The sequence below is a fragment of the Streptomyces sp. LE64 genome (genome assembly GCF_052606915.1).
Genome location: NZ_CP199708.1, coordinates 234,047 through 249,755, shown reverse-complemented (window position 1 = coordinate 249,755; position 15,709 = coordinate 234,047). Strand labels below are relative to the sequence as shown.

The window sequence follows — 15,709 nt, the reverse complement described above, 5'->3', positions numbered from 1 at the left end:
GCGTCAGTCCGCGGACGGCCCGAGGGACCGCCGGAACAGCACCCCCGGACCCCCGGCCATCGCCACGTCGTCGACCCGGGTGAATCCGGTGCGGGCCAGCACGGTCCGCGACCCCGTGTTCGCCGCCGTGGCCCGGGCCCGCAGGGAGCGCAGTCCGTACCGGTGCGCCGTCTCGCACACCCGGCGCACCGCCGCCGTCGCCACCCCCGCTCCGGTGGCCCGCCGGGCGATCCGGTACCCCAGTTCCGCCTCGCCGTCCTCGATGTCGACCAGGTTCACCCGGCCCAGCACCTCGCCCGCCCCGTCCACCACGACGTGGAAGAGGTGCCGTCCCGTGGCCTGCTCGGCGAGCAACTCCCGGTGCCGCACGGCGAACTCGGCGAAGTAGTCGTCACCACGGTCGCCGACCCAGGCGGCGAAGTAGGCGCGGTTGTCCCGCTCGAAGGCGTGCACGGCGTCCGCGTGGTCGGCACGGAGCAACTGGATCTCGATCATCGCCCCACGATAGGCCCGCACCCGAAGGAGTGAACGGCCCGCTCGACGCCCCCTCCACCGCCCCTGCCCGTGATCCGCGCCCGAGGGCCTTGGCACGGCCGGTGGGGGGCGCACGGGCGCCCCCGCCCCGCCGGGGGCGCCCCACGGACGGGAACGCGCCGTGCGCGCCGGGGTGGGCGGGTGTAGGAATGGTTCATGGCCGCCCGCTCCGGCCGCCCGCGCCTGGTTCCCCGCATGCGAACTGTCGCCGGTCAGGTCTTCCTCGTGCAGTTGGCGATCGTGGTGCTGCTCGTCGCGACCGCCCTGGTCGTGTTGGTGGTGCAGACCCACCGCGACGCACGCCAGGAGGCGGAGAAGCGCTCCCTGTCGGTGGCCGAGACCTTCGCCAGTTCGCCCGGGATCGAAGCGGCCCTGAAGAGCCCCGACCCCACCGCGATCCTCCAACCGCGGGCGCAGGAGGCGACCCGGCGCGCGGACATCGGCTTCATCGTGGTGGTCAACCCGCAGGGGATCCGCTACACCCACCCCGACCCCACCTACATCGGCGGACGGTTCGTCGGCGACCTCGACACCGCGCTCGCGGGCGAGGTCGTCGTCGAAACGGCCGACAGCGAGGTCGGGCGGATCGTCCAGGTCGTCGTGCCCGTCTACGGCATGTCCGGCGACGTCATCGGCGCGGTCTCCGCCGGGATGGCCGTCTCCCAGGTGCAGAACCAGATCGAGGCGCAGTTCCCGCTGCTGTTCGGGGTCGCCGGCGGGGTGCTGCTGCTCGCCGCGGGCGCCACCGCCCTGGTCAACCGGCGGCTGCGCCGCCAGACCCGCGGCCTCGGCCCGGCCGAGATCACCCGGATGTACGAACACCACGACGCGGTGTTGCACGCCGTGCGCGAGGGCGTTCTCATCGTCTCCGCGGACAGACGGCTGCTGCTCGCCAACGACGAGGCCCGACGCCTGCTCGACCTGGCACCCGACGTGGAGGGCCGGCCCGTCACCGAGCTGGGCCTCGACGCGCCCACCACCCAGCTCCTGGAGTCCGGTCGCCCCGCCAGTGACGAGGTGCACGCGGTCGGTGACCGGCTGTTGGCCGTCAACCAGCGCCCCACCGACCTGCACGGCGGTCCGCCCGGCACCGTCGCCACCCTCCGTGACACCACCGAGTTGAGCGCGCTCACCGGCCGGGCCGACCTCGCCCGCGGCCGGCTCCGACTGCTCTACGACGCCGGCAGCCGGATCGGCACCACCCTGGACATGGTCCACACCTGCGAGGAGCTCGCCGAATTCACCGCCACCGACTTCGCGGACTTCGTCTCCGTCGACCTGGTGACCGCGGTGCTCCGGGGCGAGGAGCCCCCGGTCAGCGCTCAGGGGCGGGAGATGCGTCGGGTCGCGTTCGCCGGCCCCGAGGACGTCGACACCGCCCTCTTCCCGGTGGGCCACCGCATCCGATCGGTCGGCTCCACCCCCCTGGGCGCCCTACTCGCCAACGGCACCGCCGTCCTCGACCGCGACCTCGGCGCCTACACGGGTTGGCACAAGCAGGACCCCGAGCGGGCCCGTGCCGTGGTCGCCGCGGGCCTCAGCTCCATGATCGCCGTACCCCTGCGCGCCCGCGGAGTCGTGCTGGGCGTCGCCATCTTCTGGCGCACCGACCGGCGGGACGCCTTCGACGAGGAGGATCGTTCCCTCGCCGAGGAACTCGTCGCCCGGGCCGCGGTCAGCGTGGACAACGCCCGTCGCTACTCCCGCGAGCACACCATGGCCGTCACCCTCCAGCGCAGCCTGCTCCCGCACGGGCTCCCGGAACAGAACGCCCTGGTGGCCGCCATGCGCTACCTGCCCGCCCAGGCCGGCCTCGGCGGTGTCGGCGGCGACTGGTTCGACATCATCCCGCTGCCCGGCGGGCGGGTCGCCCTCGTCGTCGGCGACGTCGTCGGCCACGGCCTGCACGCCGCCGCCACCATGGGGCGGCTGCGCACGGCCGTCCACAACTTCTCCACCCTGGACCTACCGCCCGACGAACTCCTGTGGCACCTCGACGAGCTCGTGACCAGACTCGACCACGACGCGGCCGACGCCCCCGGCGCCGACGACCAGGGCCCCCGGGTCACCGGCGCCACCTGCGTGTACGTCATCTACGACCCGGTCACCGGACACTGCTCCATGGCCCGCGCCGGCCACCTCCAGCCCGCGCTGTTGCTCCCCGACGGCACGGCCAGCTTCGCCGACGTGCCCGGAGGCCCCCCGCTGGGACTCGGCGGCCTCCCCTTCGAAACGCTGGAGCTGCAACTCCCCGAGGGGACCCGCCTCGTCCTGTTCACCGACGGCCTGGTGGAGGACCGGAGCCGGGACATCGACGAGGGCCTCGAAAGGCTGCGCACCACCCTGGAGGCCCACACCCACCGCACCGTCGACGGACTGTGCGAGGCCACCCTCGACGCCCTGGTGCCCGACACCCCCTCCGACGACATCGCCCTGCTGATCGGCCGCACCCGCATCTTCGGCGCCGACCGGGTGGCCGAGTGCGAGGTGCCCTCCGACCCCGCGGCGGTGGCCGAGGTGCGGGCCTTCGTCGAGCGCACCCTCGCCGACTGGGGCCTGGTCGAGGAGGCGTTCACCACCGAGCTCATCCTCAGCGAACTCGTCACCAACTCCATCCGCTACGCCACCGGCCCCGTCCACGTGCGGGTCATCCGCGACCGGTCCCTCATCTGCGAGGTGTCCGACCGCAGCAGCACCTCGCCCCACCTGCGGCGGGCCGCCACCACCGACGAGGGCGGGCGCGGACTCTTCCTGGTCTCCCAGGTCGCCGACCGCTGGGGCACCCGGTACACCGCCGGCGGAAAGGTCATCTGGACCGAACAGGGACTCTCCTGACCGCCGGTCACGCCCCCGCGTGCGCCGATCGTGCAGGCGTACGCCCCATCCCCCGTTCGTGTTGGTCGTGCGGCGCGCACGGGTCATCGGGTGACCGAGAACCGCGACATGGGCTGCGCGCCGCCCCCGGACGCGCTCTAATGACGGTTGTGGTGAGCGAAGGCGTGTCGCAACAGGGCATGACGGCTTCGGGGACCGCGACGACACCACGGGCGGCCCGCACCGCCGTGGTTCCGGGTGCGCCGGGCCCCGTGGGCGTGGCGGCCACCCGTTGCGTCGAGCGCGCCCTGCGCGCGCTGCCGAGCCGTCAGGACCCCCTCGGCCGGCTGCGGTCCGTCGTCGAACAGGTGCTCGTCTTCGCGCGGGCCACGCTCACCGCGGTCTACGTGCCCGACCCCATGGGCGCCACCCTCACCCTCGTCGAGAGCGCGGGCGTCCCCCGCAGCCTGTACGGACTGCACGACCACTATCCGACCGCGGGCGACTCGCCGATGGCCGCCGCCCACCGGCTCGGTACCGCACAGTGGCGCACCGCCCTCGGCCACCCCGGCGGCCCGGCCGCCGAGCGGGGCACCGCGGTGGCCGCGCTGCCGCTCGACGGCGGCCTCCGCGGCACCGGCTGCCTGTTCGCCCTCACCGAACGCCCCGAGGGCTTCGGCCCGGTGGACCGGGAGGTCCTCGCCCTGCTCGCCGCCGCCGTGGGCCGCACGGTCCCGGCGCCCGCCCGCCCCGACGACGCGCCCGGCGGCGACGGGCGCACCGGGACCTTCGGGCTCGCCATGGACAGCGGACACCTGGACGCCGACGAGCGACTGCTCGCCCTGTTCGGAATGAGCGCGAGCGATTTCGACGGTCGGGTGGAGACCCTGCTCGCGCTGACCCTCCCCGAGGACCTGCCGACCCTGATGTCCGTGGTGGAGGCCGACCACCTGACCATCGGCGACCGCGAACTCGATTTCCGGGTCCGGCGTTCCGCCGGGGAGCCGCGCTGGTTGCGGCTGCGCGGACAGGTCGTCACCGACGGCCTCGGCGGTCGGAGCCGTCTGATCGGCACGGTGGCCGACGCCGAGGCGCCGTGCTCCGGCAGCACCGACGCCGCCCGGGTCCAGCGCCTCGCAGCGGTCCTCGCCAACACGGCCACCGTGCACGAGACGAGTCAGGCCGTGGTCGGCGGGCTGCGCGGTCCGCTGCACGCCGACCGCGTCGCGCTGGCCGCACTCGACGGCGAACGGCTCGTCATCACCGCCCTCGACCCCCCTGACCCCCGGTCCTGGCCCGAGAACTGGCGCACCGCCTGGTGCTCCGAGTGGCCGGACGCCCCGGTGCGCGCCCTGCCGACCCTGGCCGCCGCCATCCGCGAGGGCCGCCCCGCCCTCCTGGAGCCCACCGCCTCGCTCGAACCGCAGCTCACCGAGGTCGGGCCCGGGGCCCTCGCCGTGCTGCCGCTGCCCTCCCAGGGCCGCACCACCGGACTGTGCCTGGTCGGCTGGGACACGGCCCACCGGTTCGGCGCCGACGAACGGGCCTTCCTGACCGCCGCGTCCGGACTCGCCGGCCAGGCCCTGGCCCGGGTCCGGGCCGCCGACGCCGAACACGAACTGGTGGGCACCCTCCAGCGTTCCCTGCTCCCGCGCAGGCTGCCCGACATCCCGGGCGGTCGGGCGGTCGCCCGCTACCTGCCGACCGTGGCCGGGCTGGAGGTGGGCGGCGACTGGTACGACGTGATCCCGTTGCCCGACCGCCACGTCGCCCTCGTCATCGGTGACGTGCAGGGGCACAACGCCACGGCCGCCACGCTGATGGGCCAGATGCGCACCGCGCTGCGCGCCTACGCGATCGAAGGGCATCCCCCCGAGGTGGTCGTCGCGCACGCCAACCGCCTGCTCCTCGGCATGGACACGGACCTCTTCGTGACCTGCTGCTACGTCGACGTGGCCATGGACTCGGGTGCTGCCCGATGGGTCAGCGCCGGCCATCTGCCGCCCGTGCTGAGACATCCGGACGGCGCCACCGAGGCGATCACCGCGGACGTGGGCCCGCCGCTCGGGGTGGTGCCCCAAGCCGTCTACCCCACGAGCCCGCTGCACCTGAGGCCCGGAACGCTCCTCGCCCTGACCACCGACGGCCTGGTCGAATCGGCCACCTGCGAGATGGACGTCGGTGTGGCCCGACTGCGGGACGCGCTCACCACGTCCGACCCCGCGCACCTCGGGCTGGTCGCGGACACCCTCCTGGACGACGCCAACCGGGGCGACGACGTGGCCCTGTTGCTCCTGCGCTACGACGGTCCGCTCCCTTCCCCTTCCTGACGGGAAGGCGTTCGGGAAGGATTCAGACGACCGTCTCCCCGGCCCACCCGTTCCCCGGGGGCGGACGGCCCGGTCCGGCGCCGTCGAGCGCGACCACCCGGTCGAACCACCGGGCGGTCTCCTCGGCGCTCAGCACCCGCTCCAGCACCAGATCGCCCGGCATGTTCGCGAAGAACCGTCCGGCCGGCCAACTCCGCGCGTACGGCAACGGATCCAGCACCAGCAGCCGCACCCCGTCGACCTCCGGGATCTCGGCCGGGGTGCCCTCGTTCCATATCTCCCCGCCGTCCGGCGCCGACAGCCGGAAGGTGCCCGCCGTCGGTGCCTGCCCGGGCACGTTGCGGCACACCGCGACCGCCTCCGCGCTGGGCACCTCGCCCGGAACATGGCCGGCACCGGAGAGTTCGGCCGCCAGCAGGGTGTGCAGTTGGAAGTTGTCCGCCACCCCCGTCATCCGCAACCGGTAGCCCGTTCGAGTGGCCCGGTGCAGCACCACCAGGGGTTCGTCGTCGAGCACCAACAGAGCGTAGTTCAGGCAGGTGAGCAGGCCCTCGACGGTGGCTGCGATCCGCGCGGTGGTCGCCAGCAGTTCCCGACGGTCCCCGACTGCCTCGCGCACCGCCCGGTGGTTGAGCACCGCCACCGCGGCCGTCTCCCACCGCAGCAGCGCCCACCAGGCGTCCGCCACCTCCTCGCCCACCCGCGCGGCCACACCGCCGTGGGGGGTGCCCTCGTCCGGCAGCGGCAGCTCCCCGCCGCCCGCGGCCCGCCAGCGCTCGGGGAAGTGCACCGCGACGCCGAGCGTCTGGCGCACCCCGGCCAGCAGCCCCGGGGCGCACGCCACCGGGTCCGCCCCCAGTTCCACGCACGCGCCGATCAACAGCGCCACCCGGGCCCGCGGCGCGGTCGGCACCTCGGGCAGCAGCCCGGCGAGCCGCACCGCGGCGGCGGTGAGCTCGGTGCGCGAGGCGCACGCGGCCCGTTGGTGGAGCCTGCCGAGTGCGTCCTCTGTCGCCTGGGGGTCCTGGGTCCGCACGGCGGCTTCGAACCGGCCCACGGCACCGGCCAAGCGTGCTCTGCGGAAGATCATGCCCGCACGATAACCGTCCGTTGCCTCCGGTGGACCCGAACCGTGTCGATCCGTGGTCGAGGAGCCGAACGCAAGCCGTCAGAAGGACAGACCGGAGGCCGCTCGGCGAACATGGCCAAGAACGCACCGTCCGAGCACACCCCGGTCGGACGGTCCGGACCAGGACGCGCGCGGCCCCGCGCGGGAACGGGAGCGGATGTGTCGAGCACCACGGGAGTGACGGGAGCCGATCTGCTCGCGGACGCCTTCGGACGGGTCCGGGAGCAGGTGCACGAGGTCGTCGAGGGGCTCGCCCCGGACACGCTGACGGCCAGGATCGACCCGGAGGCCAACTCGATCGCCTGGCTGGTGTGGCACCTCACCCGGGTCCAGGACGACCACGTCTGCGCGGCGGCGGGGACGGAACAGGAGTGGACAAGGGGGGACTGGGTCACCCGTTTCGACCTCCCGTACGCCCGCCTCGCGACCGGATACGGGCACTCGTCCCGTCAAGTGGGACGGATGCACGTCACCTCGGGTGCGCTCCTCGTCGACTACCACGACGCGGTGCAGGAGCGGACGGCCGACTTCGTGCGCGCTCTGGACGGTCCGGCGATGGAACGCGTCGTGGACGAGCGCTGGTCCCCTCCGGTGACTCTCGGCGTCCGGTTGGTCAGCGTGGTCGCCGAGGGACTCCAGCACGTGGGCCAGGCGGCCTTCGTCCAGGGGGTTCTGGAGCGGCGCGACGGCTGAGACTCGCCCCTGCTCCGGCCCGTCGGTCGGCGGGATGTCGACGACGGTCGGCCGGATCCCAACTCGCTTGTAACAACTGGGCGTCGGGCGAGCGGATGCGGCTCAGGAGCACGGTGGGCCCGGCTGTAGGGTGCGCTGGTCGTGACCCCCTGTTCAGGGGGCCACCCGTCGTCCCTGGAGGTTTCATGAGGCAGAAAACCCGTGCGTGGCAGCGCTCGGGCGTCCTGGTGGCGGGCGCGGTCGTCGGGCTCGCACTCGGTGCGGCCCCGGTGGTCGCCCACAACCCCGTCTGGTCCGTGACCTGTTCGGAGGTGAGCGTCGACCTGTCCGACTACGCCGACTCCGCGGAGGTCACCAACACGGTGACCCTCACCGTCGACGGTGAGGAGCTGTTGCCGACGAAGGAGTTCGGCACGTCCTTCTCGGACCGCCTGGCCCTCCCCGCACACGATCGGGACGTCGAGGTCCGTCTCGTCGTCAAGGCCGGTGACGGCGAAGAGTTCGACGTGGACCAGACGAAGACCGCACCCGTGTGCCCGTCCCCCACCCCCACTCGCACGCCCACCCCCGGGCCCTCGCCCTCGAACTCCGCCGCGGCACCGACGAGTGCACCGCCGGCGGAGCCCGAGCCGACCCGTTCCCCGAGCGCCACCTCCCCGGAGCCGGCGGGGCAGGAACGGAGCACGCCCCCCGACCAGGACCTCGCCGCCACGGGCGGCTCCAGCGCCACCCCGGTGATCGCCGGCGCCGCCGCGCTCGTGCTGCTGGCCGGCGGCGGCATCATGTTCGCCGTCCGCAAGCGCCGGACCACCCGCGACTGACCTTCGCCGTGCCCCGTGGCCAGCCGGCCGCGGGGCACCGCGGCACCCTCCGTGCGCACCCGCACCCGAAAAGCACGTTGCGCGAGCCCCGGGGACGACGGAGCATGCTGCGCGGACGGACACGAGGAACCAGCGAACCCGAGGGACGGAATCGAACGAGTGACGCGCAACGACGACGTGGAACGCCAGGTGCTCACCGGCACGGACGGCGGGCCGGTGCTGACCTACGTACGGGGCGAACGGGCCGGACGGCCCTGGGCCGACCTGGTGGAGGTCGTCGGCACCGCGGATCCCGTGCCGACCGTGCTCTCCCGGATGTCCGGCTGGGTGGTGTCCGGCAGCGTGGGTCTGGGCGAGGAACTGGTGGCGCACGGCGCCCGCGTCCTGCGCCACGCCCACGGCATGCGCCGCGAGCTGCGCCCCGCCCCGCCCGAGCCCGCGCCCCTGCCGCCGGGGGTGCGCGCCGTCGCCTACGACCATGACCCCCGCGCCCTCCTGCCCGCCTGGCGCGCCGCCTTCGGGCCCGGCCACCCGGACCACCACCCGGGCACCGACGAGGAGGCGTTCCACCAACGGCTCGTCCCGCTGCTGGAGGGCGAGGTGCTGGGCCCCGTCCTGCCCAGCAGCGTCCTCGCGGTGGACGGCGGGGGACGGGTGCTGGGGGGCGTCATCCTCACCGACCGGGACGGACAGCCCTGGATCGCGGAGGTCTTCCGCGCCCCCGGGGAGCACCACCGTGGGCTCGGCGACGCCCTGCTGCGCCGTGCCCTGGCCGACGCCGCCGGGCGCGGGCTGACCAGCGTCGAACTGGTCGTCACGGACGGCAACCCGGCCCGCCGCGGATACGAGCGCCTCGGCTTCGTCCACACCCTCACCGCGCTCACCGTCGTGGTTCCCTGAGCGGTCCCGGGGGACCGCCACCAACCGTCGCGTCGGTCGTTTGACCGGAGACCCACCCGACCGATCAGGGAGAGCACCCAGTGAAGTTCCGCCACGTCACCCTGGCCGCCGCGACCGGAGCCCTGATGCTCTGCGGCGTCGCCACCGCCGCGGCCGAAGGCGCGCCGCGCCTCACGACCTCGGACAACGACACGGGGCGCTCCGTCGACCTGCGGAAGGAGACCGCGAACCTGACCCGCGACATGGACCGCAAGGCGACCGTCCCGCTGCACATGGCCCGCCACCTGCTCCAGCACCGAGCGGGACGGTAGCCCGCCTCCGCCGGGCCCGCCGCCTCCGGGTGCCGGGCCCGGCGCACCGCCCTAGGCTGGTGGCGCCGGACACGACGGGGGGACAGGGAGGTCCACCATGCCGCGCCCCGTGTGGTCCGGAGCGATCACCTTCGGCCTGGTCACCATCGCCGTCAAGGTCGTGCCCGCGACGGAGGGCCACGGCATCGCCTTCCACCAGTACCACCGCACCGACATGGCGCGCGTCCGGGTCAAGAAGGTCTGCTCGATCGACGGCGAGACCCTGTCCGCCGACCAGATCGGGCGCGGCTTCGAGACCCCGGACGGAGACACCGTCGAGATCACCGACGACGAACTCGACGCCCTGCCGCTGCCCGCCGCCAAGGCCATCGAGATCGCCGGCTTCGTGCCCGCCGCGAGCGTCGACCCCCTGCGCATCGGCGAGGGCTACTACCTGGAGAGCGGCGCCGAGACGGCGGCGAAGCCCTACGTGCTGCTGCGCCGGGCACTGGAACGCACGGCGAAGGTCGCCGTCGCCCGGTTCGCCTGGCACGGCAGGGAGCGCCTCGGACTGTTGAGGGTGAAGGACGACGTCCTGGTGCTGCACGCCATGAAGTGGCCCGACGAGATCCGTTCCCCGAAGGAGCTGGTCCCGGACGAGGTCCCGCTCGACGAGCGGGAGGTGGCGGCCGCCGTGAGCCTGGTCGAGGCCATGCCCGCCACCGATCCGTCCTCGTTCACCGACGCGTACCGGGAAGCGCTGGAGCGGGTCATCGCGGCCAAGGCCGACGGTGCGGAGACCGTGGCGCCCCCCGAACGGGAGCCGGAGACCGGCGGCGAGGTCCTGGACCTGATGTCCGCGCTGGAGCAGTCGCTGGAGCGGACCGGGGCGGGCACCGGCGGGTCCGAAGGCGGCGCCACCGTGCACGAACTGCCCCGTCGCTCCGGCCGCGGCTCCCGGGGCACCGGGAAGCGCCGGGCATCGGGCTCCTGACGACCGACGTCCCGAACGGACGTCGGAAGACGCCCGAACGGCTGCACTTCCCCCCGTTCACCGGGTCGCCGCGCCCGTTCCGTGCCTATCGTCGGTACGCCCCCGCAGGCTCGTGAACCCCAGGTCAGGAGGGAACTCCTCATGGTGCGGAGCAGATGGCGCAACAGCATGCTCGGAGAGTTGTCGGCCGAGTTCGCCGGAACCCTCATCCTCATCCTCTTCGGCTGCGGAGTCGTCGCCCAGGTGGTCGCCGCGGAGCTCGGCGACCACGACAGCATCGCGTGGGCCTGGGGACTCGGCGTCACCCTCGGCATCTACGTCGCGGGCAGACTCAGCGGTGCGCACCTGAACCCCGCCGTCACCCTGGCGCTCGCCGTCTTCAAGGGCTTCGAGTGGCGCAAGGTCCTGCCCTACGCGGCGGCCCAGACGGCGGGTGCGTTCGTCGCGGCCCTGCTCGTGCGGTGGAACTACAGCGAGGTGCTGGCCCAGGCCGACCCGGAGCACACCTTCAAGACGCAGATCGTCTTCTCGACGCTCCCCGGCAACGGCACCTATCCCATCAGCGAGTTCGGTGCCCTGCGGGACCAGATCATCGGGACCGCGATCCTCCTGTTCCTCATCTTCGCGGTGACCGACCTCCTCAACACCCCGCCGGGCGCCAACCTGGCCGCCCTGATCATCGGACTGGTGGTGGTCGCCATCGGCATGGCCTGGGGGGTCGACGCCGGATACGCCATCAACCCGGCCCGTGACCTCGGCCCCCGCCTGGCCAGCTACCTCACCGGATACGGCGAAGCCTGGCGGGACCAGTACGGCAACCTCTACTTCTGGGTGCCGATCGTGGGGCCGTTGATCGGCGGGGTGCTGGGAGCCTGGCTGTACAAGGTCCTCGTCGGACGGTTCCTCCCCCAGGCCGACGAGAAACCGCAGGAACCCGGTCGGGTGCCCGCGCCCGAGGGCGGTCGCTGACCCTCCGGACTGCGGCCGGGGCCGGGGTGCCTTGACCTTGTCGCGACGTCGGACGCTCTCCTGGAAGCACGCCGCCCGGCACGGGCGGGGCCGTCGACTCCCGGGAGGACCGCGTCATGGACACCACGACCGAACGGAACCTGAACCTGTTGCACACGGCCTACCGGGCCCTGGAACGCGGCGACCTGGACGCTTGCGCGCACCTGTTGACCGAGGACTTCGTCGCCCACCTGCCCGGAGCCCCGGGGCCCCGGTACGGTCGGGAGGCGTGGAAGGCCGGTGCCCGGGCCATGCTGGGCGGCTTCCCCGACCTGAGGATCACCGTGGACGACATGTTCGGGGTCGAGGGGAGGGTCGCGGTGCGGGTCCGCTTCCGCGCCACCCACCTGGGCACGTTCCAGGGGGTGGCGGCGACCGGGCGTCCCGTGCACTTCTCCAGCGTCGAGCTGTACCGGGTGGCGGACGGCCGGGTCGCCGAGGAATGGGTGGCACCCGACCTGGTCACCCTGATGCGGCAGATCTCGCCTCCCGGGGACGGGTGAACTCCCCGCCGCACGAGGCGGGGAGCCCGACCGCGCGGATGTGAGGTAGCCGACTCCTCGTCGAATGAACCAACCGGTTCCCCTGCACGTATGAGCAGATGAGACCGGACCGGACCGCATCGCCGGTTCCCTCCCGGGGCCCGGCCCCGAACCGGAACCGCCGGTGCGGTCCTGCCGGGTGGACGCGTCCCTGCGGAGGCCCCCCATGCCCATCAGCCGAGACCCCGACACCACCGTGCCCCCACCGGGCGACGGGCCGCCCGCGCTGTCCACGGCGCTCAGGCGGGGCGCGGTCACCGTCCGGGACAGAGCGGTCGTCACGGCGCTGGTCGAGGAGGAGGTGCTGCTCGGCCGGGCCGATGTGCGCCGGGCCCTGGTCGTCGAAGACGGGCCGGACGGGCCGCGGTGCGACTGGGAGGGGCTGGCCCGCCAGCTGTACACCCTCGAACTCTCCTCGTCGGAGCGGGTGTTCCTCGCCTTACTCCTGTCCATGGTGGGCGCCCACCAGATGTCCCTCTCCCGGGTCCACGAACTCGACGAGGACCGTCTGATGGTGGTTCTACGCGCGCTGATCCAGCTCTCGGGGAACAGCCGGATCGCCGTGGGCACCCGAGTGTGACGCCTTCACCGTCTCCAACTCCACCGAATGGGGGGTGAGATGGCTCACGGGCTCCGCTCTGAACGTCCCGTGCGCCCCGGGCGTACCTCCTGGCGTTCAGACGCTCCGCGGTCACCGTCGCCCTGGAGGCTTCGGTGACCGCGTTCCCCAGGAGGTCCCCGTTGAGTCACCGTCGCATCCGTCACCGCAAGTCCCTCGGGGCTGCGGCCGTCGTCATCGCCCTGGGCACCGCCGCCGTCGTCCTGCCGAACGCCAACGCCTCCCAGGACGAGGTGCCGACACCCAGAACCCTCACCCCGCTCGCCGCGGCGGACCTCGACGCCCGGCTGACCGGGACGCCGGGGCCGGACTTCGGCGGTTCGTACTACGACGTGGACAAGCGGCAGCTGGTCGTCAACGTCGTCGAGGCGGACGGCGCCACCGCGGACCGGGCGCGCGAGGCGGGCGCCGCGGTCCGCACGGTCGACCACAGCGCCGACGAACTCCACGCGGCAACGAGCACGTTGGAGGACCGGGCCACCATCCCCGGCACCTCCTGGGCGGTCGATCCGGTCACCAACCAGATCCGGGTCACCGCCGACCGCAGCGTCACCGGCGACCGCTGGGACCGCCTGCGGCGCGTGGTCGACGGCCTCGGCAGCGGGGTCGCCCGCATCGAGCGGTCCGCCGGCGAGTTCACTCCGTTCGTCGAGGGCGGGGACGCGATCCTCGGCGGGGGCTCGCGGTGCACCCTCGGCTTCAACGTCACCACCAGGGAAGGCGGTGCGGGCTTCCTGACCGCCGGTCACTGCGGGGGCGTGGGCACGCGGTGGACCGATCGCGCCGGTGCCCCGCTCGGCAGCGTGCGGCAGGCCACCTTCCCCGGCGCCGGGGACCTCGCCCTGGTGGCCTACGACGACCCGGGGCGGTCTGCGCCGAGCAGCGTCAACACCGGCGCCGGCGGCCGGGTCGCCATCGACCGGGCCGTCGAGGCGACCGTGGGCCAGCAGGTCCGGCGGATGGGCAGCACCACGGGCCTGCACGGGGGGCGCGTCACCGGTCTGAACGCCACCGTCAACTACGCCGAGGGCAGTGTCTCCGGCCTCGTCCAGACCGACGTCTGCGCCGAACCCGGCGACAGCGGAGGTCCGTTGTTCACCGCGGACGGCGCCGCCGTCGGACTGACCTCCGGTGGCAGCGGTGACTGCACCCGCGGGGGAGTGACGTTCTTCCAGCCGGTGCCCCGGGCCCTGGAGGCCTTCGGCGCCCGCATCGGCGGCGCCGGCCAGCCGTCGTCCGGGCCCATGACGCCGACCTCTCCGCCGCAGGAGGGCGGAGAGGAGCCGGGAGAGGACTGACCGGGCCGGTCCTCCCCGAGACCCCCGGGGAGAGGTGTCCGGTGGGGTGGGCCACCCTCCGCCCCACCGGACACCGGCCGTGGCGGGCCGGATCAGTCGTCGTCCAGGCCCCGGTCGATGGCGCGGATCAGTTCGCCGTCGGCGGTGTCGCCGTCCAGCGACCAGACCATGGCGCCGCCCAGCCCCCGGTCCACGACGTACCCGGCCTTGGCGCGCAGCACCTTCGGGTCGTCGTAGGTCCACAGGGAGGTGCCGTCGAAGAGCCAGGCATGGCCGTTCTTCCGGTCCCGGTGGACCGTGTACGCGCCTGAGTCGGCGAGCTTCTTGAGGACCTTGTAGTCCTCGTAGCCGGCCTGGTGGGTCGCCGGCGCCGGCCCGGTGTTCGGCTGCCGCATGCCGTTGCCGCCCCCGGACACGCCGGTCCAGCCCTGCCCGTAGAACGGCATGCCGACCACCAGCTTGTGGGCGGGGGCGCCGCGTCGCAGCCAGTCGTTGACCGTCTGGTGGACGCTGAAGTCGTTCGGTGCGTACAGCGCGGACTGCTGGTTCGTGGTCTTCTCGCCGGACACGTGGAAGTCGTAGCCCTGGAGGTTCACGAAGTCGAAGTCCCGCATGAGCTTCTTGACCTCGAAGCCCGCGTCGATCTTCGCGGGAGCGGTGGGCACGAAGGCGGAGAGTTCGTAGCGCTTGCGCGGTTCGCCCTTGCGCTGCTGGGACTTCGCGTAGGCGTCCAGCTCGGTGCGGAACTCGCGGATGAGCGCCGTGAAGTTCTTCTTGTCCGCGGGGGTGTAGGGCGTGTCGTCCTCGCCCGAGGAGCCGGGCCACTCCCAGTCGACGTCGATGCCGTCGAAGACTCCGGCGGCGGCCCCTTCACCGCCGCGGGCCCCGTCCCGGGGCAGGTTGCCCTTGATGTAGAGGTCGATGCAGGACTTGACGAACGCCGTGCGCTTGGCCGGCGTGCTCACCGCGTGGGAGAAGTGCGTGGACCAGCTCCAACCGCCCAGGGAGATGAGGACCTTGAGGCCGGGATGCTTCTTCTTCAACTCGACGAGCTGGTTGAAGTTCCCGGCCAGGCGCTGGGTGTCGGTGTCGGCGACGCCGTCGACGGAGTTCGCGGCGTCGACCGGACGGACGTAGTCGGCCCACGGGTCCCCTTCGCCCGGGACGCTTTCGAGGAAGCACGTGCCCTGGGGCGAGACGTTGCCGAACGCGTAGTTGATGTGGGTGAGCCGCGCCGCCGCACCGCTCCGGTCCAGGTCCTGGACCTGGAAGTCCCGCCCGTAGACGCCCCACTGGGTGAAGTAGCCGATCCGCCGGGGTTCGGACCGGTGGTCCTTCTTGTCCTGCTGCGGACTGCTGGAGTCGGCGGAGGCGGGTGCCGTCACCGACAGGGAGACCAGAAGGGACGCGGCGCAGGCGGCGATCGCCAGCCTGGCGAGGATTCTTCGACGCATGCCGGGAAGCTATTGGTCTGGACTAAGCCGGTCAAGAGGTCGAACAACCGAACCGCGCGCACCGGTCGTTCCGTCACCCGGTCGCGGACCCCCGGTCCAACTTTTCTTCCCTTCAGCGGAGGTGAGGGAACGTCAGATCGACGAACCGGAGGGCCGCGGAGGGCGGCCGTCCTCACGGTGCCGTCGGTCGCTCCGATGGGCCCCGGCCGTCCTTGCGGGGCGGTTCCTGCCGATTCCTCCTACCATGGACCTGGCACCGGACCCGACGGCCCGACCCGAGGAG

Annotated in this window: 14 protein-coding genes; 11 read left to right on the top strand and 3 right to left on the bottom strand. The window is 73.2% G+C overall.

The window, feature by feature from the left end; genetic code table 11:
• Positions 1–3 precede the first annotated feature (3 nt).
• Positions 4–495, bottom strand: a complete 492-nt coding sequence (locus ACSMX9_RS00960) for a GNAT family N-acetyltransferase (protein ID WP_445399128.1) — start codon at positions 493–495, stop codon at positions 4–6.
• Between the two features lie 195 nt (positions 496–690).
• On the opposite strand from ACSMX9_RS00960, the gene ACSMX9_RS00955 reads away from it, so the two are divergent.
• On the top strand, positions 691–3,369 hold the full coding sequence (locus tag ACSMX9_RS00955) for a SpoIIE family protein phosphatase (RefSeq protein WP_445399126.1): 2,679 nt from the start codon (positions 691–693) through the stop codon (positions 3,367–3,369).
• Between the two features lie 179 nt (positions 3,370–3,548).
• Positions 3,549–5,678, top strand: a complete 2,130-nt coding sequence (locus tag ACSMX9_RS00950; protein ID WP_445399124.1) for a SpoIIE family protein phosphatase — start codon at positions 3,549–3,551, stop codon at positions 5,676–5,678.
• A 22-nt stretch (positions 5,679–5,700) separates the two neighbouring features.
• Here the strand turns inward: ACSMX9_RS00950 and ACSMX9_RS00945 are convergent, their stop codons facing one another.
• Positions 5,701–6,768: a hypothetical protein gene (locus ACSMX9_RS00945; protein WP_445399122.1), complete on the bottom strand. Its 1,068-nt coding sequence runs from the start codon at positions 6,766–6,768 to the stop codon at positions 5,701–5,703.
• A gap of 216 nt (positions 6,769–6,984) precedes the next feature.
• On the opposite strand from ACSMX9_RS00945, the gene ACSMX9_RS00940 reads away from it, so the two are divergent.
• From ACSMX9_RS00940 to ACSMX9_RS00900, 9 genes are all read left to right on the top strand, one after another.
• Positions 6,985–7,500: a mycothiol transferase gene (locus ACSMX9_RS00940; RefSeq protein WP_445402854.1), complete on the top strand. Its 516-nt coding sequence runs from the start codon at positions 6,985–6,987 to the stop codon at positions 7,498–7,500.
• A gap of 185 nt (positions 7,501–7,685) precedes the next feature.
• A complete protein-coding gene (locus tag ACSMX9_RS00935) occupies positions 7,686–8,321 on the top strand; it encodes an LAETG motif-containing sortase-dependent surface protein (protein ID WP_445399120.1) in 636 nt (211 codons plus the stop codon).
• Between the two features lie 159 nt (positions 8,322–8,480).
• The gene (locus tag ACSMX9_RS00930; RefSeq protein WP_445399117.1) at positions 8,481–9,221 is read left to right on the top strand and encodes a GNAT family N-acetyltransferase; all 741 of its coding nucleotides are present in this window, start codon (positions 8,481–8,483) and stop codon (positions 9,219–9,221) included.
• Between the two features lie 80 nt (positions 9,222–9,301).
• Positions 9,302–9,532 (top strand): hypothetical protein, encoded by a 231-nt coding sequence (locus tag ACSMX9_RS00925; RefSeq protein WP_445399115.1) that lies wholly within the window; start codon positions 9,302–9,304, stop codon positions 9,530–9,532.
• Positions 9,533–9,629: 97 nt separating this feature from the next.
• Entirely contained in the window at positions 9,630–10,505 is an 876-nt protein-coding gene (gene ku, locus ACSMX9_RS00920; protein ID WP_445399113.1) for a non-homologous end joining protein Ku, read from the top strand.
• A 141-nt stretch (positions 10,506–10,646) separates the two neighbouring features.
• Positions 10,647–11,474, top strand: a complete 828-nt coding sequence (locus tag ACSMX9_RS00915) for an MIP/aquaporin family protein (protein WP_445399111.1) — start codon at positions 10,647–10,649, stop codon at positions 11,472–11,474.
• A 116-nt stretch (positions 11,475–11,590) separates the two neighbouring features.
• Positions 11,591–12,016 carry an ester cyclase gene (locus ACSMX9_RS00910; RefSeq protein ID WP_445399109.1) on the top strand — a complete coding sequence of 142 codons (426 nt, stop codon included), beginning with the start codon at positions 11,591–11,593 and terminating at the stop codon, positions 12,014–12,016.
• 205 nt (positions 12,017–12,221) lie between these two features.
• Positions 12,222–12,635 (top strand): hypothetical protein, encoded by a 414-nt coding sequence (locus ACSMX9_RS00905; protein WP_445399107.1) that lies wholly within the window; start codon positions 12,222–12,224, stop codon positions 12,633–12,635.
• A gap of 161 nt (positions 12,636–12,796) precedes the next feature.
• Positions 12,797–13,972, top strand: coding sequence for a S1 family peptidase (locus ACSMX9_RS00900; protein ID WP_445399105.1), 1,176 nt, complete (start codon positions 12,797–12,799; stop codon positions 13,970–13,972).
• 92 nt (positions 13,973–14,064) lie between these two features.
• Here ACSMX9_RS00900 and ACSMX9_RS00895 read toward each other — a convergent pair whose 3' ends face one another.
• Positions 14,065–15,426, bottom strand: coding sequence for a glycoside hydrolase family 18 protein (locus tag ACSMX9_RS00895; RefSeq protein WP_445399103.1), 1,362 nt, complete (start codon positions 15,424–15,426; stop codon positions 14,065–14,067).
• Positions 15,427–15,709 lie beyond the last annotated feature (283 nt).